The organism is Alkaliphilus serpentinus (assembly GCF_009017255.1).
GTDB lineage: Bacteria > Bacillota > Clostridia > Peptostreptococcales > Natronincolaceae > Alkaliphilus_D > Alkaliphilus_D serpentinus.
Genome location: NZ_WBZB01000024.1, coordinates 39,167 through 64,032, shown reverse-complemented (window position 1 = coordinate 64,032; position 24,866 = coordinate 39,167). Strand labels below are relative to the sequence as shown.

Annotated in this window: 14 protein-coding genes, 7 tRNA genes and 1 pseudogene; 4 read left to right on the top strand and 18 right to left on the bottom strand. The window is 37.5% G+C overall.

The window, feature by feature from the left end; all coding sequences use genetic code 11:
- Window positions 1-56 precede the first annotated feature (56 nt).
- The 16 genes and pseudogenes from F8153_RS08035 to F8153_RS07955 all read right to left on the bottom strand — a co-directional run bounded on the left by F8153_RS08035 (window position 57) and on the right by F8153_RS07955 (window position 12,917).
- Entirely contained in the window at window positions 57-1,409 is a 1,353-nt protein-coding gene (locus tag F8153_RS08035; protein WP_151865839.1) for a sigma-54-dependent transcriptional regulator, read from the bottom strand.
- Window positions 1,402-3,357: a transporter substrate-binding domain-containing protein gene (locus tag F8153_RS08030; protein WP_151865838.1), complete on the bottom strand. Its 1,956-nt coding sequence runs from the start codon at window positions 3,355-3,357 to the stop codon at window positions 1,402-1,404. The genes F8153_RS08035 and F8153_RS08030 overlap by 8 nt, the downstream gene beginning before the upstream one ends.
- A 298-nt stretch (window positions 3,358-3,655) precedes the next feature.
- Window positions 3,656-3,732 (bottom strand) — tRNA-Arg (locus F8153_RS08025).
- Between the two features lie 25 nt (window positions 3,733-3,757).
- Window positions 3,758-3,832, bottom strand: a tRNA-Gly gene (locus tag F8153_RS08020).
- A gap of 111 nt (window positions 3,833-3,943) precedes the next feature.
- Window positions 3,944-4,026, bottom strand: a tRNA-Leu gene (locus tag F8153_RS08015).
- 26 nt (window positions 4,027-4,052) lie between these two features.
- Window positions 4,053-4,128: transfer RNA gene (locus F8153_RS08010), tRNA-Gln, on the bottom strand.
- A 99-nt stretch (window positions 4,129-4,227) separates the two neighbouring features.
- A tRNA-His gene (locus F8153_RS08005) sits at window positions 4,228-4,303 on the bottom strand.
- 116 nt (window positions 4,304-4,419) lie between these two features.
- Window positions 4,420-4,496: transfer RNA gene (locus F8153_RS08000), tRNA-Arg, on the bottom strand.
- Window positions 4,497-4,505: 9 nt separating this feature from the next.
- A tRNA-Gly gene (locus F8153_RS07995) sits at window positions 4,506-4,579 on the bottom strand.
- A 211-nt stretch (window positions 4,580-4,790) separates the two neighbouring features.
- Window positions 4,791-5,255, bottom strand: coding sequence for a YfcE family phosphodiesterase (locus F8153_RS07990; RefSeq protein ID WP_151865837.1), 465 nt, complete (start codon window positions 5,253-5,255; stop codon window positions 4,791-4,793).
- A gap of 27 nt (window positions 5,256-5,282) precedes the next feature.
- A pseudogene (rph, locus tag F8153_RS16730) lies at window positions 5,283-6,711 on the bottom strand (ribonuclease PH); the annotation flags it as partial.
- A gap of 292 nt (window positions 6,712-7,003) precedes the next feature.
- Window positions 7,004-7,993, bottom strand: a complete 990-nt coding sequence (locus F8153_RS07975) for a GerMN domain-containing protein (RefSeq protein WP_151865834.1) — start codon at window positions 7,991-7,993, stop codon at window positions 7,004-7,006.
- A gap of 77 nt (window positions 7,994-8,070) precedes the next feature.
- Window positions 8,071-8,592 (bottom strand): DUF2179 domain-containing protein, encoded by a 522-nt coding sequence (locus F8153_RS07970; protein WP_151865833.1) that lies wholly within the window; start codon window positions 8,590-8,592, stop codon window positions 8,071-8,073.
- A 305-nt stretch (window positions 8,593-8,897) separates the two neighbouring features.
- On the bottom strand, window positions 8,898-11,042 hold the full coding sequence (locus F8153_RS07965) for an N-acetylmuramoyl-L-alanine amidase family protein (protein WP_151865832.1): 2,145 nt from the start codon (window positions 11,040-11,042) through the stop codon (window positions 8,898-8,900).
- Between the two features lie 229 nt (window positions 11,043-11,271).
- Window positions 11,272-12,270 (bottom strand): AIR synthase family protein, encoded by a 999-nt coding sequence (locus F8153_RS07960; RefSeq protein WP_151865831.1) that lies wholly within the window; start codon window positions 12,268-12,270, stop codon window positions 11,272-11,274.
- 62 nt (window positions 12,271-12,332) lie between these two features.
- Window positions 12,333-12,917, bottom strand: a complete 585-nt coding sequence (locus F8153_RS07955; protein WP_151865830.1) for a hypothetical protein — start codon at window positions 12,915-12,917, stop codon at window positions 12,333-12,335.
- A gap of 109 nt (window positions 12,918-13,026) precedes the next feature.
- Between F8153_RS07955 and F8153_RS07950 the strand changes: the two genes are divergently transcribed.
- Both F8153_RS07950 and F8153_RS07945 read left to right on the top strand, forming a co-directional pair.
- Window positions 13,027-13,176: a hydroxymyristoyl-ACP dehydratase gene (locus F8153_RS07950; protein WP_151865829.1), complete on the top strand. Its 150-nt coding sequence runs from the start codon at window positions 13,027-13,029 to the stop codon at window positions 13,174-13,176.
- A gap of 124 nt (window positions 13,177-13,300) precedes the next feature.
- Window positions 13,301-13,702, top strand: coding sequence for a rubrerythrin family protein (locus F8153_RS07945; RefSeq protein ID WP_151865828.1), 402 nt, complete (start codon window positions 13,301-13,303; stop codon window positions 13,700-13,702).
- Window positions 13,703-13,818: 116 nt separating this feature from the next.
- Here F8153_RS07945 and F8153_RS07940 read toward each other — a convergent pair whose 3' ends face one another.
- A complete protein-coding gene (locus tag F8153_RS07940) occupies window positions 13,819-14,490 on the bottom strand; it encodes a TIGR01906 family membrane protein (RefSeq protein ID WP_151865827.1) in 672 nt (223 codons plus the stop codon).
- A 147-nt stretch (window positions 14,491-14,637) separates the two neighbouring features.
- On the opposite strand from F8153_RS07940, the gene F8153_RS07935 reads away from it, so the two are divergent.
- Together F8153_RS07935 and ychF are read left to right on the top strand one after the other, a co-directional pair.
- Complete coding sequence (locus F8153_RS07935; RefSeq protein ID WP_151865826.1) at window positions 14,638-14,856, top strand: hypothetical protein; 219 nt, start codon at window positions 14,638-14,640, stop codon at window positions 14,854-14,856.
- A 208-nt stretch (window positions 14,857-15,064) separates the two neighbouring features.
- A complete protein-coding gene (ychF, locus tag F8153_RS07930) occupies window positions 15,065-16,153 on the top strand; it encodes a redox-regulated ATPase YchF (protein ID WP_151865888.1) in 1,089 nt (362 codons plus the stop codon).
- An 82-nt stretch (window positions 16,154-16,235) separates the two neighbouring features.
- On the opposite strand, the gene F8153_RS07925 is transcribed toward ychF, so the two are convergent.
- Window positions 16,236-24,761 (bottom strand): GH36-type glycosyl hydrolase domain-containing protein, encoded by an 8,526-nt coding sequence (locus tag F8153_RS07925; protein ID WP_192929721.1) that lies wholly within the window; start codon window positions 24,759-24,761, stop codon window positions 16,236-16,238.
- Between the last annotated feature and the right edge of the window lie 105 nt (window positions 24,762-24,866).

Sequence of the window (24,866 nt, the reverse complement as noted above, 5' to 3'; positions counted from 1 at the left end):
AAACAAAAAATAAAAAACACTGAAATTATTTCAGTGTATGAAATAATTTCAGTGTTTTACTCCTTATCATATTGTTTTAGCTTTGTATGGAGATGTCTTTCACTTAAGCCTAAGACTTGCGCTGTTCGCCTTTTATTCCTTTCATTGTACTCTAGGGTGGCCAGGATTACCTTTTTTGTTACCTCTTCTAGATTTTCACCTATATAGATTGGTATCCAAGAATCCGTTGAGATCAAATTCAAGCTACCGACCACTTCCTTTGGCAAATCCTGCACTTCAATAAGGTTGCCGTTTGACAAAGCTATGGCTCTCTCAATAATATTCTCAAGTTCTCTTACATTTCCAGGATAGTTATACTTTTCTAACACCGCAGATGCACTATGGGAGATACCCGTTATTTGCTTATTAAATAGTTTACAATATTTATCTTGAAAATACCTTGCTAAGGCAGGTATATCCTCTCGCCGTTCCCTTAGGGGAGGCATCCTTATAGATATAACATTTAATCTAAAATATAAATCTTCCCTAAACTTTCCCTTCCTTACTTCATCTGCTAAGTCCTTGTTGGTTGCAGCCACAAACCTACAATCTATATCTAAAGATTTTTCGCTACCTAATGGGGTTATACGTTTTTCTTGAATTGCCCGTAAAAGTTTTGCCTGTAATCCTAAGTCCATATCACCTATTTCATCAAAAAACAAGGTCCCATTATGAGCTAGTTCAAATTTTCCCTTATATTTTTGAGTCGCGCCTGTAAATGCCCCTTTTTCATATCCAAATAGTTCACTTTCAAGTAAATTATTAGGTATTGCAGCACAGTTAATAATTTCAAGAGGCCCTGAACGCCTTTTTCCTGAATAGTGTAAGGTTTTGGCTATTAACTCTTTCCCTGTTCCACTTTCTCCAGTTATCATTACATTTATATCTAGATCCTTGACTCTATCAATGATCTTAAAAACTTCGTTCATTGCCTTACTAGTAGCTATCATCTTTGAAACTTCGTCTTTTTCAATTATCTGCCTAGTTAAGCTTTCAATATGATTCGTTAGATTTTGATAATCAAGGGCTTTATTTATTAATATTTTAAGTCCATTTATATCTAATGGCTTTGTTATGTAATAATAAGCTCCTCTCTTTATAGCCTCTACAGAAGCTTCTATACTGCCGTAGGCAGTCATGGCTATTACTAAGACCCCTGGGTACTCAGTCTTTATAGTTTGTAAAACCTCTATCCCTGTATATTCACCGAGATATTGATCTAGCAGTACAATGTCAATATTTTTAGTTTTTAGTATTTGAAGGGCCTCAGTAACATTTAGCGAGCTATATACATTGTAGCTGTCTTCTAGTGCAAATTCTAATGCAGTTAGTATGGACGGCTCATCATCTATTATTAAAATGTTATTCATGCGTTTTTCCCCCTCTATTAGAAGCATGTGGTAATGTGATGACTACTTGTGTTCCTTGACCTATTGTGCTAGTAATACTTATATCCCCGCCATTTTCCTTTACAAGCTGATGGCTAATGGCTAGACCAATTCCATATCCATGCTTTTTAAGGGTAAAGAAAGGATCAAAAACCTTTTCAATTACATCTTCAGATATACCATGACCATCGTCTGTAATGATAATATATATGTTGTCTTCCTTTTGATAACCGTCTATTATAATTGTCCCCCCTTGGTTCATGGCATCTATGGCATTTAATATGATGTTTATTAAAACCTGCTTAATCTGTGATTTGTCTACCCAAATACTCAGTGGAGAGGAATTGTTAATTACCTTTATATCCATATTTTTTAACTTAAGAATGAATAGTCCCAATATCTCATCAACTATATTATTAAATAATACAACCTGGGGTTTAGAAGCTTTAGGCTTCGAGTAGTCTAATAGCATCTTAACTAAGCCATCTAATCTTTGTATTTCTTGGGGTACTATTTCCATTAGCTTCTCACGAAATATATTGTCATCAAGCTTTTGGGGTATAAGGTCTACAAAAGCTTTAATAGAAGTAAGAGGATTTCTTAATTCATGGGCAATTCCAGCAGAAAGCTTACCCAGGGCTTGCATTTTATCATTATGGGTTACTATATCCTGTAATTGCTTCTCCTTTGTATAATCATGAAGGTGAACAATGGCACCTTCAATTTCATCAGGACCTTTGATAGGTGCAATGCTACAGTCTATATAGTGTTTTTCTCCATCTTCTTTGATTATCTGAATATTCCTTCTCCATTTCTCCCCCCACAACGCCTTTCTTAACCCATCATCATCTAATATTTTGTCCAAGTCCAGAGCCCCCCAGCTTATGCCTGGACTCAACTCTTTATTTAAAATTTCTTGGGCAAAGGAGTTGGATATTAATATTTCTTCTTTTTGATTGAATGCAATAATACCACTAACAATGCTTTCTAAGATATTCCCCCTTAAACGATTACTCTTATCAAGAATCTTTTTCTGTAGTCTTAACTCGTTCGTTCTTTTGTGAACTTCTTTTTTAAGTAGCCTATTCCAGTAACCTATGGCCATAATAGCAAGTAGAGCAGCTATAAAACCAAGTAAGGTATAGTGTACTAATTCCTTCCAATAGGTATTGTCCCGATCAAAGGTTTCTCCAAACCATTTTTTATAGATCTTATCATAGGTTCCATTTGTTTTAATTTTATCTATACCACTGTTTAAAAGATTTAATATTTCCTTATCTCCCTTTAAGGTAGCTGCACAATATTCTGTTACATACATTGGCTCACCAACTATTTTAATCTCATTTAGCTTTTTATTTTTTTGAAGATAGTATAGTCCTGTAAGCCTGTTACCAACAAAAACCTCAACCTCACCCGAAAGCAGGGCATCAATAGCAGCAGGCTGATCCCTTTTTACAATGGGTATTATATTAATGTTGTTATTATTAATTAACTCATAGCTAATGTCATCCTTCTGAAAAGCTACTTTTATACCCGTCAAATCCTTTACATTACTTATATAGGTGTTGTCTCTTCTTACAAAAATTGCTTGGGAATTTGTTATTAAGGGCAAGGTAAATGAAAAAACCTCTTCTCTTATCTCACTTTTAGTCATTCCTTGTATAGCATCAACTTCGCCCTTACGTAAAGCCCCTAATGCTTGGTCCCAGTTCATGGGAATAAGCTCAATATCAAGTCCCAGCTCAATTGCTATTGCCCTCATAATATCCACATTAAATCCTTTGTAATTACCATTTTCATCTAAATACTCATAGGGTGGATAGTTTATATCTCCAGCTACTCTTATAGGCTCATTAACATTGGCATAGCCCGTGTTGCAGGTAATAACTAATAAGACCATTATTATTAAGAAATGAGAAAGTTTTTTCATAATTTAGTCTCCCTTTATAATTATCTGTTAACCAACGTATTCCATTAGTCCATATGAATCCTGATATACTAACTCCTTACCAGCTCAATATATATGTATATAATTCTACTCTTTCTTGTTATTTCCTCCATTTGTGATACATTAGGTCACTTTTCAACATTACTATAGAGTTAAAAATCTATCATGATTTCATTAGTAATTTTGCTGTTAATATTTTTGTAGTTAAAATTGTAGTAAAAAAATAGTAGTAAAAAAGACCTCCAAAGAATTATTTATTCTCTGAAAGTCTTGATATCACTGGCGCGCCCTGAGGGACTCGAACCCCCAACCTTCAGATTCGAAGTCTGCAACTCTATCCGATTGAGCTAAGGGCGCCTATTTATTTTTGCTTAAATTAAATTGGAGCGGAAGACGGGACTCGAACCCGCGACCCTCGCCTTGGCAAGGCGATGCTCTACCACTGAGCCACTTCCGCTTATTAGATGTCAGTTGCCAGAGGTCTGAGTTTCCAGAGTTCAACGTAGATTTTCTAAGGAAAATCTATTCAATTCAGGCTTACAGCCACTCCGATTGCTGATTTCTAGTATGGTGCGGGTGGAGGGACTTGAACCCCCACGGTAACCCGCTAGATCCTAAGTCTAGTGCGTCTGCCAATTCCGCCACACCCGCATTTTATAGAAATTATAATACAAAGATGGCTGGGATAGTAGGACTCGAACCTACGGATGACGGAGTCAAAGTCCGTTGCCTTACCGACTTGGCTATATCCCAATGCAAATAAATGAATAACTAATAACTAATAAATCACTTGTTTTAAACACTCTTCATTATTCATTATTCACTATTAACTATTCACTGTTTTTTTAAAAATGGGGTGGATGATGGGATTCGAACCCACGAGTGCAGGAGCCACAATCCTGTGTCTTAACCACTTGACTACATCCACCATATTAGAGGTCGGATATCGGTGAACCGGTGAGCCAGACCTTAATGTAGAATTTCTTAGGAAATTCATTTATGTCTTTCTCAGGCACTCTGATTTCTGACTCTGACTATTAAATATGGCGTGCCCACAGGGATTCGAACCCCGGACAACCGGCTTAGAAGGCCGGTGCTCTATCCAGCTGAGCTATGGGCACATATTAAAATGGAGCGGGTGAAGGGAATCGAACCCTCGCGGTCAGCTTGGAAGGCTGAAGTTCTACCACTGAACTACACCCGCATTTCTATATTATCTCCTGACAATAAATGATTATACCACTTAGTATATCCAGTGTCAACTGGCTATCATTGCCGACAGAAATATAGTATACTAGGTTTTTGGTGGATGGTCAATATTAAAAACTGGTATATTTGTAAGGATTTATAGAAGAAATTTATTTATTTTAATCTATGAGCTTTTCATTTTCAATTCTCAATTTTCAATTTGTCCTCTATATAGTCATATGTTTTACATTGATATCCCTACCTAATTCTAAAATACAGCAGCACTTCGACGAACTCCCTCTGGGATATGAGATACTCCCAGGGTTTATGAAAAGAATATTACCCTCTATCCTATTGAAGGGGATATGGGTATGGCCAAATATGGCTACGTCTGCCCTAAGTTCTTTAGCTTTATTGTAAAGGTCAAATAAATTAAACTTAACATTATAATGATCACCATGACAGATGAAAAAATTCCTGCCATTTATTGTGGTGATGATTTCATCTTCACCAGTATAGTCACAATTACCCTTAACTCCAATAGCTTCGATATTATAAGTCCTTCTTATAAATACCAGATCCTCATAATGATCTCCTGTATGGATAATAAGCTCCACATCCTTTAAATTTTCCATGGCAGCTTTAATGTTTTGATAGACCTGATGACTATCTCCAATTACTCCAATTTTCAACTGCTACTACCTCCTTTAGGAAGGTGTTAATTCTTTCTTTAATTTTTCTAGAGCCTTCGCCCTATGACTTATTTTATTCTTAATTTCACTGCCTAGTTCTGCAAAGGTTTGATTGTATTGAGGTACAATAAACAAAGGATCGTAGCCAAATCCATTTACACCCTTTTTCTCAAAACCAATTACTCCCTCACATTCTCCCCTTAAAATGATTTCTTCACCATTGGGGAAGGCTACAGCCATTGCACAGACAAATCTTCCTCCTCTGTCTTCTAGGGGTATTCCCTCCATTAAGGCCAGCAGCTTTTGGTTATTTTTTTCATCATTGCTGGGCTCCCCGGCAAAGCGGGCAGAATATATGCCCGGTTGATTGTTTAAGGCCTCAACCTCAAGGCCTGAATCATCACCGATTGACATATAGCCTGTTTTTTTCATGATTGTTTTTGCTTTTATTAGGGCATTTTCCTCAAAGGTGCTTCCATCCTCAATGATTTCAAGACCCTCAAGACCAACATCCTTCATGGATTTTATATCATAGGGAAAATCCGCTAAAATCTTTTTGATTTCCTCTAGCTTATGTAAATTACCTGTAGCAATTACTAGTATTTCTTTCTTCATCTTAAAAACCCCCATATATAAATTGAGAACGGAAAATTGAAGATGGAAATTTACTTGTTCTTTACCTATTCCATATTACTTATTACTTATTACCTTACTTATTCCTCACCTATTACATATTACTTATTACCTACTCTCCCCCTACCAAAGCAGCCAGCTCCCCTAGGGCTTTTCTTTGCTCTTCAATAAGCATACTTGTTCCTAAGGTTCCCAATCTTATGAGCTCCATTAGATCCTTGCTATTAAAAGGGGCTTCTTCACCTGTTCCTTGAAGCTCAACAAACTCCTCTTGATCTGTCATGATAATATTCATATCCACCTTAGCAGTGGAATCTTCTTCATAGCATAAATCCAACATAGGTTGTCCTTCAATTACCCCAACACTTATAGCTGAAACAAAGGATTTTATGGGTAATTTAGCTATCTGTTGATTAACCAATAATACATTAAAGGCATCCACTAAGGCAACAAAGGCTCCAGTAATGGAGGCTGTTCTAGTACCCCCATCTGCTTGTATAACATCACAGTCAATCCATATGGTCCGTTCACCAATGGCATCTAAATCTACAACTGATCGTAGGGCTCTACCAATTAAACGTTGTATTTCTTGGGTTCTACCCTCTACCTTCCCCCTGCTGGATTCTCTAATTTTCCTAGTTTGAGTTGATGATGGCAGCATAGAATATTCTGCTGTAATCCAACCCTTACCTGTGTTCTTCAAGAAGGGTGGCACCTTATCCTCAATGGTGGCAGTGCATATTACCTTTGTTTCACCCATTTCAATTAATACTGATCCCTGGGCATGCTTAGTAAAGCTTCTAGTGATCTTCACCCTTCTCATTTCATCGAAGGCTCGTCCGTCTATTCTAGCCAAAAAAATCAATCCTTTCTATATAAAACTAATAACTTAGGTTAATGAAGAATGTAGAGTGATCCTCAACTCATAATTCTTAATTCTTAATTTGAATAACATGATTAATCATTCACTATTTTATCATACTTTCCTATGAATGGTGCGAAAATTAAAATAAATCTAATTGTATCATTGGCATTTTTTGAGTTATTAATACTTTACTGTAGAAAGCTACTATGGTTAATAGTAGTATAAATGAAAAAATCCGGATATACCGGATTTATTTCACATTTGAGAATACTGGAAGGTTGAGTTCTACATTGGAGCCTAATTCTATTTCTTTACCGTTATTTAAAATTCTTACTTGAGTTATGGTTGGCTCAATTTCCCTTAAGGTTAGGCCGATTTCATATACCATTGATTGCTGTAGTGCTTCGTTTTCTGGCATTTTTAGTATTTCTTCCGTCAAGTCAATGTAGGCAATTCCATCCCTCACATAAACATCATTTACTGCGGTTCCTACAGGAATTTCACTAAATAGTCCTGTTTCTGATGGTGCTCCCTCAAGAAGGGCAACAAGGGCTGATTTAATGTCTGCCTTTAGGGCGCTAATTCCCTTGGTTACAGGAATATAATAGGAGTTTTCACCATTGGTGGTGGCCTTATAGTATACCACCACTGGAAGGGTATCCTCCTGAAGGCTTCCTACCAAGTTGATGTTTTCCCTCTCAAGGGGTAAGGCTACCTCTGTTCCAAACCTAAAGGTGTCATAGATTTCACCCTCCACCATAATTTGAACTCGATCAATGGCAGGGAACTCCGTTAGGGTATATACGATAGAGGTAATCATTGCTTTTTCCTCTGCTTCTGTATTGTAGGATAATACATTGCTATTGAAGTCAACCTTACATAGTCCATCATTTATGGACATTCCCAAAACCTCGGTTCCATAGGGAAGGGTAGGCAATAGTCCCTCTTCATCATTACCTACTTTCTCTGGATCATCAATAAGATGTCGCAAAGCTGATTTAGCGATTCCTTCTTCCCAAGGGATATTCTTCATTACTGGTATAACCAATCCATTTTCATCTTGATAATACATAACAGTTTGACGCATTCCATCAATTTCTTCAACAGCGTTATGGTTAACTATTATACTAACATCTGTATCTTTTTCCCCTAGAAGCTTACTTAGGGGATTTCCGCATGCAGTTATTAAAACAAGCAGGCATAAAATTGGTAGTAACAACTTCCATTTGTAAAGCTTCATATAGACACGTCCCCCTCAATTCATTAATACTAATAAGACTTAGTACATTTATATTAGAAGTAGGGGGCAACTATTCATTATTTCTTTTTGTTTCCAGTGAAATATCCACCTCTTATTGATCTGGCATCCATTACTGTCATAAAGGCGCTGGCATCATGTTCTTCAACTATGTTATGGAGCTTTGCTAAGTTTTTTCTTTGTAGTGTAATGTTTAATAGATGTCTTATTCCATTCCTACCATAGCCTTCTACTACTGTTACTCCAAAGCCATTCTCCCTCAGGATTTCCACCAACTTTAAAACATCGTGATCAGAGATTACCTGTACTATAATACTTCCCAGTGCCATCTTCTCTTCCAGAAAAATTCCTACAAAATTACCGGTAGCAAAGCCAGATGCATATACTAAGAGATTGATTGGATTGTTTAAACCATCTAAAACCTTTCCTATGGCCATTACATAAATCATTATCTCAAAAAAACCAATCATAGCCGCTTGAGCTCGCCTACCCCGAACTACCATAATCATTCTTATTGTGGCCATGCTTACATCTGTGACTCTAGCAACAAAAATAAAAAGATATCCTAAAAATAATTCCAATTTAAATCATCCCTTTCCTTTAAGGCTTATATATAATTTATTATACAATATACTTCAAATTAATCATAATAATTGAGGATGAAGTCCACAAAATCCAGACTGTTCAAAAGCTGTCAGAGTCGAGGCGCTAGGAAATCCAGCGGTTGCAGCGTATACAGCAATACGCAAGGCTGTAATATGGTAGGGTCTGTCTCTCAGGGGTTAATGAAAGTGCAAGGTTTCTGCAGCAACAAAGAACATGATAGTTTTTCAACAGTCTGATAATAATTAAAGACTTACCGATTTGGGTAAGCCTTTATTAATTATTATTTATTTATTTCATCATAATACTTAACGATAGATGTGAATAGGGCCTCTGCTACCTTTTGTCTGTATGCATCTGTAGCAAGTTTGGCCTCTTCTTCTGGATTAGTTAGGAATCCCATCTCCGTCAATACAGCAGGCATCTTTGTCTCTCTGGTTACCACAAAGGCTTCTACCCCTTCTAACCTACGGCTATTTGCTCCAAGGATAGTAGTCATAGTATTTTGGAATATGGTGGCCAATGTTTTATTGTCCCTATTGTCCTCAGGATTTTTTTCAGAAGGATAATAGTAATTTTCTATGCCATTTATAGAGGACTTTCCAGTGGCATTGGCATGAACACTTACAAATAAGTCTGCCCCCAATTGATTTGCAACTCCTGGTCTATCCTTTAGCTCTACAAAGGTATCATCGGTTCTTGTCATATAGGTTCTAAATCCAGCCTCTAGTAATAGCTCATTAAGTCTCTTAGAAACATCCAGTACTAAATCCTTTTCTTTAATCTTTAGATTAGGCGATGTTGCTCCACCATCTTTACCTCCATGACCTGGATCTATTACAATTAACAATTCTCTATATTTATTGGTGTTCTTTAATTCAAGGATTAAATCCTTTGCATTCATTCCCTCAACAACTTCAAAAACTACATTTTCCTTTAATTCTATTGTAATATTATAGTTTTCGTCATCAGCCTCTTCTACAGAAATGTTGTCCACCATATGGTCATTTATTTCAACACTGGTAAACTCCAATGGTAAATTTTCCTTTGGAACAACCACCTCTAGTATATTGCTATTTACTCCTCTATTAACCTGATATCTTGTTACAGTAGTGCCTTTGAAAATCAGTTGAGAGGATGTCCAACCTGTTTCAATATAGGCCATGGCTTCATATGGCTTTCCTTCTATGTGAACCCATAACTGATTACCCTTAACCTCAATAAAGTAGCCATCATATGATTGGTTATCTTGAATATCAATCACTGTTCTTACGATTTTATCCTCAGCCTTATAATGATGGTCTGGTTGAAATTGTGAAACCCTTAATTTTTTTACAACCTTTCCGTCAACGTTTACTGTATATTTACTATCTGGAGAGTCCAAATAAGCATCTAGAACATCCACAACAAGCCTTTTAGGATTGTCCAACTCTATAACATTGTAGTTGGATACATTATTTCCCTCAATAATGACGATTTCTTTTGTGTTAAACATTTGTGCCTTAACATTATGAACATAATTGGTGAAGCCAATAACCATTTCATTGGTTTCTTCATCAAAGGTTATGCTATGCTGAAGATTGTTTTCCATTTCTATTACCACTCTAGTAATAAGGGGCTCTTTAGAGAATTGAGAGACTCTCGCCTCTTTAATTCCAGCTTTGTTTATTGGCAGCTTCATTGTACTATTGTCCAGCAACTGAGTAGGATCATCCAACTGAAGCGTTGTATTCTCTAAATCTAATACCAATCTAGTGGGGTTAATAAGTATAATTTCCTGATAGTTTACTTCTTCGGTAAGCTTAATTCTTATTTCAGGTAATACATTCTCATTTACTGTAACAGCCTGTAGTACCCCACCTCCCTTTTCTTCCTCCTTGGGGGGATTGATTACAGGTTTCGATGTAACTGGCTTTGTTGCAATTACTTTATTGTCATCTGTGTTATTAGGTTCATTATTTAAATTAACGGTTCTGGTTTTATCATCCCATAAAACCTCCAAGCCTATCTCTTCTGCTAAAAACCTTATTGGTACCATTGTTCGGTTATTAATAAGCTTAGCTGGCACATTATCTGGAAGGGATTTTTTTACTCCATTAACGATAGCAAAGGATTTGTCAATATTAAGGGTAATACTCTTATCCTCTGTTTTAACCAATACCTCTTTCTTCTCACCGTTCCAGGTAACATCTGCTTGTAGGTTTTCCATGATAGCCCTAAGGGGTACTAAAGTACGGTTATTATGTATAACAGGTGGCACATCAGTATCTATTAATTTATTGTTAAGCATTAATTTTACTACATTGAAGTTTACATTTTTTCCATCCATAAGCATGGTAATCATTGTTTTTGTTGCAGTATTCGCGTAAGCAAAGGATGTAATTAATAAAGCTGTTATTATAATTATTGGTAAAATTTTTCTCTTCATAAACTTGTCCCCCTATTTCGTATCCACCGTACCAATATTGTCATTTAAAAATCGCCATAAACTCTAAAATATCTACAATTTAAGACTTCTCATATACTATTTATATCATCTTTATAAAATATATGTCAATAAATACAGGCATTTGTAATCAACATGTAAAAAAGACTTGTAATTGTAACAAAACACAACAAAAATAAGGCCCTAAGGCCTATTTTTCAAAGATTTAATATTATTTGTAAGATTTGTCAAAAACCCTATATATTTCATCGGTATCCGGTGGCTGTAATGGAATTAAGTTTCCATTTTTCTTAATCAATCGGTTACCTCTTATGATTCTGGCTACCGGGGTTCCATCAACACCAATAAACTTAAGGCCTTCTATTAATGAATCTAAGCGATCCAATGGAATAGTCATAACCATTACCCCACTGGAAATTAATCTATAGGGATCTATACCCATTATTTGGCATATTTCCAAGGTTTCTTGCCTGATGGGTATGGCTTCTATATCCACCTCTATTCCTAAGGAAGAGGCCTCTGCCAGCTCCCATAGGGCACCTAGAATCCCACCCTCCGTAACATCGTGGATACTATTGGCCCTAAGTTCTCCAGCAACTTTTCCTTCTTTAACTACGCTTAGCTCTTTACTAAAATCTTTTGCTTTATGTAAGGCATCAATATCCATTTTATTCTTAAGATAATCATAGTAATCGGAGGCTATGATGGATGCTCCCTCAAGTCCAGCATGTTTGGTCATAACCACTATATCACCCTCTTGGGCTCCTTTAGTTGATATCATCTTCTCTTTAGGCTGTTTTCCTATTGCCGTTGTACTAATCACCATTCTATTAACAGCATCTGTAATCTCAGTGTGTCCACCGATTATCTCAACATTAATTTCGGAGGCAGCCCTATTGGCATCCTCCATCACCAGCTTTAAATCTTCCTTTGTAGTACCTATTGGAGCTAAAATAGTCATCATGATTCCCAGAGGCTCTACTCCATTGGAAGCCACATCATTACAGGATATATGTATTGCTAGCTTTCCTATATCTTTAATTGCAGCTGTTATGGGATCAGTACTAAGGACACATGCATATTGTCCAAAATCTACAACAGCGCAATCCTCTCCAATTCCCGGCCTTACCAATACCTCTTCCCGCCTATGGGTTATACTGGAGAATACGATTTCCTTTAGCTCTTCTGATGGAATTTTTCCAACCTTCATTTATTATTCCCCCCTATAATTCCTCTAACCTCAATGGTATTATACCATAGGCTATTTTGCATTTATATACAAAATATTCGTCGCCACTGGTCTATGGTCAGGATGCGATGATCTGAAACAATAAAGAGGGGTTTAATATCCTCTGGAGGAATGGGATGAAAAATCATCACCTCCGCATCATAACCCCTCACCAGATCCATTCTTTTTTTTATATTATCCTGAAAGCTTAAGGAGGTTTTCCAATATTGAAGGGCCATGGCAGCTCCCTTAGTATTTAAGTAATGATTGGCTGATCGAAACTCTTTAATATCCTTTAATATAAAGGGTTCGTATAGTTGGTTGCCTCGGTTTTCATTAGCTATCCAACACCTTTCTGGATAAACTTTAACAGCTAGTATCACTGAGTGGGCGTGAAAGCAGGGATGTTTTTTAAAGTTCATGGAGGCAAAAATAGCCTTTTGTCTTTCTACCCAGTCTGGAATATCAGAGGTTCTAAAGGAATCTAAAAAATTATGGAACTCGATGTACTTGCTTTTGTAGCTAACCTTATCCTTATAGCCTATTCCCCTTTCCAATATTTTTTTAAAATCGTTTATTGGGGCTATATGATAAACTACTCCTGTTTCTAAAAAATCGCAAAAAAACATTTAATATCACCTGCATTTTCAAATGGTGTCAACATCTTATTTAAGTAGTAATAATTACATTGAATTGACTTGTAATATTGTTGCATCCTATTAATAGGAGGTGTTGTTTATGATGACTATCCATTGTACTAGTAATTGCCTATATCAACAGGAAGGTCAATGCACATTAACACATGTTACCTCTATTAGTGAAGCCAGCAATAAAAGCTGTGCCTACTTTAAAAACAAAGAATCCCCGTTAAAAAAAGAAAAATCATAGGTTAATATTTCCTACAATTCCCTCTTTTATGTATTCATAGTACTTTTAATAAACAGTTCATAAGGTGAACTGTTTTATTATGATTAAATATGCTAAAATTAAAATTACATAAGGAGGGAGTGTTATGAATATTAAAGGTACACGTACAGAGCAAAATCTTTGGAATGCCTTTGCTGGAGAAAGCCAGGCAAGGAATAAATACATATTTTATGGACAAAAGGCAGAAGCCGATGGAGAAGTTGAAATAGCAAAATTGTTTAATGATACAGCTCTGCAGGAGGAAACCCATGCAAAGTTAATTTTTAATTATCTTACTGGGGTTAAGGATTCTATTTCCAACCTAAGGGATGCCAGTCAGGGTGAGTTTTATGAGGCCACTACCCTTTATCAGGAATATGACAGGGTTGCCAGAGAAGAGGGCTTCGAGGAAATTGCAGACTTTTTCAAGGAGCTGCAGACTATCGAGGCAGACCATGAAAGACGCTACAAGGAAATGATTCGGAAGTTAGTAGCGAAGAAAAGTTAAGGAAGAATGAAAAATAATGTTCAATGTTGAATGTTGAATTATTGAAGCTTCCATGTTTGAAGCAGTGTAAGAAAAGGCTATGGAATTTTTCCATGGCCTTTAATTGATGATATATTTTAAGCTGTTTTTTTATTTAAGTAATAGCCTCCTACTCCTAAAAGAGTAATGATTCCGATATAAAGGACCATGATTTTAACTGCTGTCTCTAAGAAAAATGCCTCTGGCAACATTTGTATAAGGATATCCCGTGACGGGTCCAATAACCAAAGATCATTGGTGAAAAATAGGTAATGAAAATAGGTAAAGTAGCGATGAAAATCGATGGCAACCATTAATATAAATAAAAATAATATCATCCAATTGACATAAGCATTTACTTTCAATCCCTTAGCAATACTTCTTATCCAATTTGGGTTATTTCTAATGATATATATCATTGATAAAATCAGCAATAGGATAAAGGCTCTTCTTAATCCTCTACCCTTTAAAAAAAGGTTTTTAACATCCAGCATATGAAGCTTTTCCCTTTGACTATAAACCTCCCTCAATTCTCCCTTTACCACTGCCTTGGTATCTAATAATTCTGTATCATCCTTAAGATAATGCAATAAATCCTCCATCGTAGCTTTGAGGTTCTCCATATCCATTCCTGTTATCTCAGTAATGTTCTGTTTTTTAAAGGAGTTTTTGTAATGACTGATATTAAAGGCTATTATTTCTACTGCAGTTAGTAAAATTATTAATGAAATCATTATTGGAATGAAGATGTTAAAAAACCTATTAAACATTTCAGTTTTTTCCTCCCTTATCATTTTATCTCTAGTATACAGTTTCTCTCATAATCTTTAAATCTATAAGTTATAAAAACCTTCACCTAGGAGTTTAAAACTACATATGATGAATTGAAAACATTAAAATTTAGGAGGTGCTTATAAATGTCAGAAATAAATATAGAATCTCTATTTGGAGGAAATAGCTTTTGGTTGATATTTATAGTTATTATTCTCTTATTAGGTCAGCCGTCAGGCTTTAAGCCAGGATTTAAGTCTGATTGCAAAGGTAAAGATAACTCAATATTATTAATCATCCTCGTACTTATTTTGTTCTCTTCTGGAGGCAAATGTGGTAAGGGCGGTAAGGGTTGTAAGTTTTAATAATGGAGTTTTTCAGCAATCGAAGGGATAATCCTTTAAGGATGTCCCTTTATTTTTTTGAAAAATCTGTACATAGTAAGGCAATAATTGGTATAATCTTTATGTACCCATTAAAGTAAAAGCTCAATTGAAGCTTATATAAATATAAATCATATAGAAAACCAAAGAGAAAGGAGCTGAAGTGCAGGAGTATTTTATCCTGCCATCAATGAAGATAGGATTAGTAGGCCTACCCCTTGTAGGCAAAACAACTTTATTTAACTTATTAACGGGAAACAATATTGAGGTTTCGGAATTTTCTGTAGGAAAGGTTGAGGCTAATATGGGAATAGCCAAAATACCCGATGAGAGAATCGACTTTTTAACGGATATGTTTAAACCTAAAAAAATCACCCATGCCACCATAGAGGTGACCGATGTTCCGGGGCTTGTAAGTGGATCCAGTGCTGGCAAGGGGGTTGGCAACCAATTTCTAGAGGCCATCCGTAAGGTTGATGCTTTGGTCCACATTATTAGAGTATTTGAGAGCTCCAATGTCCCCCATGCTGAGGGTAGTATTAACCCAATGAGGGATATTGAAACCATTAACATGGAATTGCTATTCTCAGACCTGTCCATAATTGAGAACCGTATTGAGCGTATTGAAAAGGGTAAGAAGGTAACAAAGGAAAATTTAGCAGAGCTGGAGGTTTTAAAGAAATGTAAAGAAGCCCTAGAGGCTGGCTTATTGATTCATAACATGGACCTTTCCGATGATGAAAGGGAGCATTTAAAGACCTTTGGATTCTTATCGGAAAAGCCGATGATTTATGTAGCCAATATTGATGAAAATCAGCTAATGGGGAAGGATTACCCCCAAAGAGAGGAACTCCTTGCCTTTGTGAAGGAAAGAAATATTCCTTTAGTAGAGATTTGTGCAAAAACTGAATTGGAAATCAACCAGTTGGAGGCTGAGGATAAGGAAATCTTTATGACAGAGTTAGGCATTACTGAATCAGGGATCGATAAATTAGCAAAATCCGCCTATGACTATCTGGGCTTAATGTCCTTTTTAACAGCTGGTCAGGATGAGGTTAGGGCCTGGACCATCAAGAAGAATACCCCTGCAAAAAAAGCAGCTGGTAAAATCCACTCTGACATTGAAAAGGGCTTTATCAGAGCTGAGGTTGTAAGATTCAACGATCTTAAAGAGCTGGGTACAATGGTAAAGGTGAAGGAAAAGGGGTTGGCAACCCTTGAGGGAAAAGAATATATTGTTCAGAATGGAGATATTATTAATTTTAGATTTAATGTGTAAATAAGATACCTAGCACCCCAACATTTTTAGCGTTAGGATTGCTAGGCTCTTTTTTTTACCTGTACCTACCTCTACATTGCCATCATCCTAAAAAAACCTCAACAATATGCTCTTTATCTTTATTTTCTAGTTTAATAAAGTTTGAATTCATGGCTTTACCATCTAAGATAATCCTCTCTACACCTTTGTGAACACCTTTAGGATTTTTTATGGTGATATTATAGGTAGCATCCATGTAGCTATATTTTATGCTATAGCTACTCCAATCCTTTGGAATACATGGGTCAAGGGTTAGGTTATCACCTTCTATTTTGAGTCCTAAAATATGTTGGATACCAATGGTGTACATCCAGCCTGCAACTCCAGTATACCAAGTCCAGCCACCTCTACCAACATGGGGCGCCACCGCATATACATCTGCTGCCATTACATAGGGCTCTACCTTATAGGTTGAGGCTTCCAATTGGGTTCTGCAATGATTTATCGGGTTAATCATATTATAAAGCTGCCATGCTTTATCCCCCTCACCCATTAAAGCAAAGGCCTTTATTACCCAAGCTGCTGCATGGCTATATTGCCCACCATTTTCCCTAACTCCCGGAACGTAGCCTTTAATATATCCCGGATTCTGATCACTTTTATCAAAGGGAGGTGTGAATAGTAGAATTAGGCCCTCTTCCCTTCGAATTAGGTAATCTTCTACAGATTTCATGGCCTGCATAATTCTCTCATTGCTTCCTCCCCCAGAGATAATGGACCAAGATTGACCTAGGGAATCGATGATGCACTCTGTATTTTTTGAAGATCCAAGAGGGCTACCATCATCATAAAAGGCCCTAATGTACCAGTTACCATCCCAAGCATTTTTTTCAATAGCTTTAGCGATGTCATCGGCAATTTTATCGTATCTTTGGGTTCTTTCAGTATCTCCCATAGCCTCTGTTATAGCTGTAAATCGCTTTAAGATCGCATATAAAAACCATCCAAGCCAAACGCTTTCTCCTCTACCCTTGTTGCCTACAGTGCTCATTCCATCATTCCAATCTCCAGAGCCCATTAAGGGAATATCATGCTCTCCAAACTTCAATCCTCGTTCGATTGCCCGGATACAATGCTGATAGATATTGGCCCTTTCATTGGAAATCTTAGGGACACCATAACGTTCATCCTCATCCTCACTAAGGGGAACATCCTCAAGGAAATGACTTTCCTCCTGAAGAATTTCAAAGTCTTGGGTTTTTTCAATATACTCTGCTGTTACATAGGGTAGCCATAGCAGGTCATCTGAAAAACGGGTTCTGATTCCCTTTTCTCCACCCCCTGGATGCCACCAATGCTGTACGTCTCCCTCTAGGAACTGATGCTCACTGTGGAGGATAATCTGCTTCTTCACCACCTCAGGAAGGAGATGTATAATGCTCATTACATCCTGTAGCTGATCTCTAAAGCCATAGGCTCCTCCCGATTGATAGAAGGCTGTTCTGGCCCAAAGCCTACAACTTATGGTTTGATATAATAGCCATTGATTCAGCATTAAATCCATTGATAAATCAGGGGTTTTTACTTCTATTTTTGATAAGGTCTTATGCCAAAATTCCTTAACATTATTAAATTCTTCTTTGATATTTTCTATATTTCTATACTTATTCATTAGCCTTATACAGCCCTCTTCAGATTGATCTTGTCCAATAAAAAAGGCTAATTCCCTTTCTTCACCCTCCTTAAGCTGTAGCCTAGTCTCCATTGCAATACAAGGGTTAAGGCTTGAACCACTGGTGTTGGAAAGGCCCACTGCCTTCAATGCCCTTGGATGAGACAAACCTCCACCAATACCTATAAACTCCCTTCTATCGCAGGTATAGGAAGCAATAGCTTCAGTAGTGTTTACAAAAACCACCCGATCACCAAAATCTGTGCTATAGGGGTTTTGAGCTCCTATACCGCCACCCTCCATTTTCCAAGTTTTAATGTATTGCTGGGTTAAGTCCTCGTTTACCCCCAGCACAGGCCGCATATAATACATGAGGGTTAGATTCCGTGGCTTATTGGAGGTGTTTTTTAAGGTTACCCAATTAAGCTTTACAGCCTCAGATACAGGGGTAAACATTGTTAACCTTTGCTTAATACCCTGACTATTGTGGTTATAAGTGGTATAACCTCCTCCATGATGAATCATATAACATTCTTTTTCTCTAATAGGCAGGGGTGTTATGGTCCAAAAAGATCCTGTATCATCATCTCTAATGTAGAGTACCTCTGATGGTGGGTTGGATACTGGATCATTTGACCAAGGTGCCAGCTTGTTTTCCCTACTGTTTTCTGCCCATATGGCCCCAGCCCCAGACTCTGTGGCTAAAAATCCAAAGGTCTCGTTGGCAATAACATTTGTCCAAGGTGCTGGAGTATTGATATTCTCCTTCAGCTTGATGATATACTCCTTGCCATCTTTACTGAAGCCCCCATAACCATTAAAGAAGTCCACCTCCAGAGGCTCCTCCTGTATAGGGTATTGTACAAAGGCCTCATTAAAGTCCTTTTCAGGTGGAAGTTCTCTGACATCTGTAGCCACCATTTGCCGACTAATTGGACCCCCATCCCCCTTGAGGACCATTCTTGCAGCGGAATAGAATAAATAAATATCCTCTTTGGGCATCATGGAGGTGTTTCTTATAAATACTCCCCCAGGTTGATCCAGTAGATGACTTCCCTGACTGGAAATAACCAGATCTGTTAGCATCCGTTGTAGAGATTGAAGATAATTGGATTCGTCTTCATTTAGGATAACCAAGTCCACCCGTAAACCTTTTGTCTTAAAATACTCATGGGCCTTAAGGGCCTCCTCTACCAAATCAATTTCTGAAGCCTTTCCAATGGTCATCAATATAATGGGTAAATCCCCAGATATTCCATAGGGCCATAGGGCCGATTGCCCCTTGCTGTTTTTCATTATAACCTCATGATACTTTTCCTTTAGAGGACTGATATAAATTATGTGGGAAAGCATATCCTCATATAGGGTTATTTCTCCAGATTTCAGGTTAAGGTAGGCAGCCTCCACCTGGCTTCTGGTATGGGCCAGCTGGAATGACCTTTCTATAGCTGAGGAATCACTATATTTTCGAACAAGATCTATCGCTGCTTTTTTTGTATCCTCGATTCCAGTGATGTAACTGATTTCTACGGATTTTCCCCCATCTATCTTGACAGTCCTTCTTATGCTTACAATAGGATCTATGGCAATACCCACACTGTTGGTAAGGGGTTGAGTAATGGCTGCTGGATTGGAAATATCTCTACCTCTTCCAATGAAATTACCTCTATTGGTTTCATATTGAGTGCCACCAACGGTCTCACCCTTTATCACCACTGTATGGAATAGCCATCTTTCACGATCCCTTTCCTCCCTCCTTCTGCGGGAAGCCAATAGGGCTTCATACTCAGGAAGGGCCTCTGTAATGACAAATAAATTACTAAAGGCTGGATGGGCCATATCTGCTGCTGCTGCATTTAGAATAACCTCCTGATAGCTGGTGGCCTCAATGATGATAGGCTGATTGCTATGATTGGTTAATGTAGTTTTTCTTATTTCAACATTGTCCTCAGGTGAAACAATCACCTCTGTATGGGTGTCTATAACATCATTTCTACAAAGAAATTCAGCTTTATCAGGTGAAAATATTACTTTATAGCCATCTGGCTTATCATATAAGGGTTCATAGGTTCCAGACCACGTATCATTGGTTATAGTATTTCTGAAAAATATAAAGTTTCCATATTGGTCTTGGATGGGGTCTTCCCTCCATCTTGTTATTTGCATTTCTCCTTTTTTACTATATCCAGTCCCTCCTGAAGTGATCATCAAAGAGTAGCTGCCATTGGATAGAAGATGACATTTGGGTGGATATTCCTCCGGCTCCCCCAATACACGGTAACTCCTTTCAAAATTACAATCGTTATCTCTGATGGGTGCCGTTCTGCTAATATATTCATTAGCTATGATGGCTCTAGTAGGTAGCTTTTCTTGTAACAACTGTTCTACTGCCTTTATTAGAGGTTGACTATGAAACCGTCTCTGCATAATCTGATGATGGAAGTAGTTATTCAAAGATACAAAGATCATCCCCTGATGATGGGCCATAAAACTTCTAATAATCTCTCTTCCTTTTCCCTTAACCATAATGGGAGAGTAGTCTACAGCCTCATAGAAGCCATATTGTCCCTCTAGACCTTCCTCAATGAGCCTTGTAACATTTCTAAAGGCCTCCTTCGGTTGATAAGGTAATGCCAGTAGCGTTGAATAGGGAGATATTACTGTATAATCCGCCAGCCCCCGTTTTAGTCCTAAATCAGGTATACCAAAGGCTTGGTATTGATAGTTCAGCTGAAGATCAAAGGCATAGTAGCCGGATTCCGATACACCCCAAGGAGCCCGCCTGATTTCTCCAAATTTTTTTTGAGCCTTCAATACTGCCTTATAGGTTTCAGACCATAGGGTGCCTCTATACTCCTTCATGATTAAATAGGGCATAAAGTATTCAAACATGGTTCCTGTCCAAGAAATTAAGCTTTTATTGCCATTGATCCTTGCCAGCCTTCTTCCCATTCTAAACCAATGTTTCTTGGGAACTTCCTTTCTAGCAATTGCTAAATAACTGGTGGCTCTAACCTCTGAGGCCAAAAGGTCGTAATAGGAATTGGTTAACCTCTCCTCTTCGCCATTGTAGCCAATAGAAAAAAGATTCCGTTTTGAATCATATAAGTGAGTAAACTCCACCTGGCCCACAAGCTTATCTATTTTGTCCTTAAGACCCATAGCCTCTAGCTTAAAGCCCTCAACTCTACCTAATAGGTTAATCAGCTCAGCCTTCAATAATTTAATTTGCAGCTCCAGCTTCGGATCTACCTTATCAAAGGCTTCAATTTCCTTTATGCTACTCAAATAGATTCCCTCCAACTCCATTAATGAAGCAGTGGCATCTAGTAGCTTTTGGGCTTCTTTATCTTTAATTTGAAACTCAATAATATCCAAATAATTTTTCGAAGGTAGATAATATTCTAAATCATTTTTAATCCCTTCAATGTGACCTCTGGTTTTATGGCTTTTTTTGTCGATCTTCTCTTGATACTCCGACAGTTCCTCCACTAATTGCAGCCACTTATTCAGGGTTAATTTATCCTTTAAAGCCTCCTCTATCCTCTTTCTATATGGATGGTTTTCTTCCTCTTCCTCCATGGTATCCAGTAAGCCTTCCAATAGCTTAGGATTGATTAAGGGACTATTTAATATATCCTCCAAAGAAGAGCTTAAGGTTATCAAATAGGTTATGAAGTTTCCACTATCAACGGTTGAAACATAACTGGGCTTTAAAACCCTTAAGGACCTAGTATCATACCAATTAAAGAGATGACCCTTCCAGGTCTCCATTCTTTCGATTGTAGTTATACATTCTTTTATGTCTGCCACCATTTTGGAGGTGGTGATGTAACCAAAGTCCCGGGCCGTTACAATGGCCAATAGATAAAAGCCTATGTTGGTTGGAGAGGTTCTATGGGCAACACCATTTTCAGGCTCAATTTGAAGGTTGTCGGGAGGCAGATAATTGTTCTCTTCATTGGCAAGGTCTTCAAAATATCCCCAGGTTTTTCTTGCTATCCGCCTTAGCACCTTCTCCTCATGGGGTAAAAGCTCCTCAGGCTTTATTGTTTCTTCTCTACTGATGTAATAGGCAATCCAAGGGGAGACAAGCCACAAAGCACATATAGGGATAATATAAGCTAGGTGTTGGGGTCTATATAAAACCACAGCCAACAAAAGGGCTATAGATATCACAGGAGCCGACTTCATTTGATAGATAAAGCTTTCAAAATCCCCTTTTTGCTTACTCTCAACATCAGCTATTGGAACCCATTCTAAAAGCTTCTCCTTAGAAATAAACATCCTGAATAGAGCCTTTATGATGGCATCCATCATGACATAGGCTTCAAAGGGCAAAAATACAAAGGTTAATACAACGTACTTTAAGTTTTTTCCTAAACCAGTAGCTAAAAGGCCATTACCGACTCCATCTGTTGAATGAATCATTCCCCTCATTTGATTGATTCCCCCCGTTAGCAAGGGGAGGCTCAAGGTGAAAAGGGTTATAGCTAACCACCATAGAAAGCTTCCTGGTAGTATCAAGGCTGCAGCAACAATCAGTACTGTTAAACTAACAGATACTAAGCTTCTCCTTAGATTATCGATAATCTTCCATTTAGACAGTCTAGAGAGGGGATTATCGATGGTTTTCCCCCTTCTGTTTTGAATCCTTGATGGAAGCCACCTTATCAGTTGCCAATCTCCCCTAACCCATCGATGAAGCCTTTTGATATAGGAGCTATATTTAGCTGGAAACCCATCTATTAGCTCTACATCTGTTGCTAAACCTGTTCTTAAATAGCTTCCCTCCAACAAGTCATGGCTTAATACTGTATGATCTGGTATTGCATCGGTCAATAGTCTATTAAACAACTCTAAATGATAAATTCCCTTTCCAGTAAAAATTCCCTCACCAAAAAGATCCTGATAAACATCAGAAAATACAGTTGTGTAGGGATCTATCCCTCCATCTCCAGCAAATATTTTAGTGAAGGCTGATTTATTGGCGCTTTCAAAATCCTCCTTAATCCTTGGTTGAATTAATCCATATCCCTCTGTAACGATGCCTCTTTCCATGTCAACCACTGGATGATTTAAGGGATGGGACATTATACCGATAAGACTTTTAGCTGCATCTATTGGTAGGATGGTATCTGCATCAATGGTTATGATGTATTTTAATTCGGCGAAATTTCCTAAGTTCCCCGTAATGGTCTGATAGCTGGTGGATTTTGAGCCCTTGAGCAGTTGATTAAGCTCCACCAAGGCTCCCCGTTTTCGCTCCCAGCCCATCCATTTTTTCTGAGTTTTAGAAAGTTGTCTTTTCCTATGGAAATAATGAAACAGCTCAACATCCTTGCTATATTTATGGTTTAAAGCCTTAATTCCGTCGATGGCAGTATTTAGAATCTCCTCATCCTCTGGAGAATCCTCGTAATCTCCATCCTTAAAGTCTCCCACTAATGCAAAATACAAGTTTTCCTCTTTATTGGCTAAGTAATAAACCTCCAGCATTTCTGTAAGCTCTTTAGCCCTTTGGGGACTTGTCAATAAAGTAGGCACCACAACCATTGTTGCTGCCTTCCTTGGGATTCCCTCTTTAAATTCAATTCTAGGCATAAACACGGGTGGTACTGTAGTCATATACCTCCAATTAGTTAGTATAACGGCAATACTACTGGCAGGAATCATTAATAAAATGATTGTTAAAATATAAAGGCTTAAGGCTTCTGAAGGTGGTAGCTGTAATAGGCTAACCAAAATTACAATAGCAGCTATGATGGCAATTGATAAAAAGTAATGGGATAGCCTTTTAGGCCTCACCTGGTCTTTTGATAAGCCTAGTTGACTCATAAGCTGTTTTCTTCCCTTATCTACAATATAATAGCCTACATGACTGGTTTTATCCTTTAAACCCTTCTTATGGCTTCCTTCGGCAAGTTCCAGTGCTGCCTTTGCTACCCTGCGCTCCGATAAATGATTTTTTTTTGCTATTATATCGATTTGTCTTCTATAATAATCCCTGGACTCAAAGTCCATGGTCTTATAAACCTCCAAGGGATCCTTCCTTAATATTTCTTCAACGATGCTGAGGCTTTCAAAAATATCATTCCAATCTATGGAGGCTATAGCATTTAAGCTTGTTATAGCATTGCCTATGGATATTTTTCTTCCAGCCTGTGATCGATGTTCCTCTTCTATTAGCTGAGATATACTAATATCATAATCCATAAGCCTCTTCTCAATATATCCTATTATTTCTCCCGACTCTATTCCTTCTCGTCTTAGCCTTTTAAGAAGATGCTCTATGTATGATGAATTAACTCCCTGATGATTTTCAAAGTTTTCCTTCACCAGCTCCAGTAGCTGGTGACTCTTGTGATTTATAGCCCCTTCAGCCTTAAGCCATTCTCCTTCTGTAGCCCTAATTCTTTCGCAAATTACTCTGATATTTTCTATTAAAGCCAGTTTAATCATCAAGGAAATCGACCATATCTCCTTTGTGGCAAGTACAGCCTTAGATTGATAGGCTCTAATAAAGTGCTTAATCGTGTCCTCATCAATTCTACCATCGGTATGGGATACCATCTCCATGGCAATAACATATACCCTGGGGTAGCCCTTTAATAAGCCATTATCTAGAAGATCAAACCGCGAATATCTTTCCGCCATTAAAGCCTGCTTTATTTCTTTAACCTGCTCCTCTATTTTATAAAAATTGTCTAACAACCATTCTGCCGGAGGAGAAATTTCCCTTCTATTTTTGCTTTTATCACTTAAACTCAAATAAACTTCAACAATTTCCTTGAAGTTATAATCTAATCTAAATGTAAGCTTTTTGGTTCTCTTTCCTCTGACAACAGTGTGTTCTTTAGCAATTTCTCTTCCATGATCCCCTAAATCTTCAATGTTCAATAATATATCCTTCATATAGGCAATCTTATCCCTTTTCACATTGTAATAGTCCTTCATCCTATATAGCATATTTAATAATCACCTCTCAGCAAATGCAATTTCTAAAATCATAGGGTTCCCAATTAAATATAGACCCTAAAAACCATTAATATGGTTACGTAA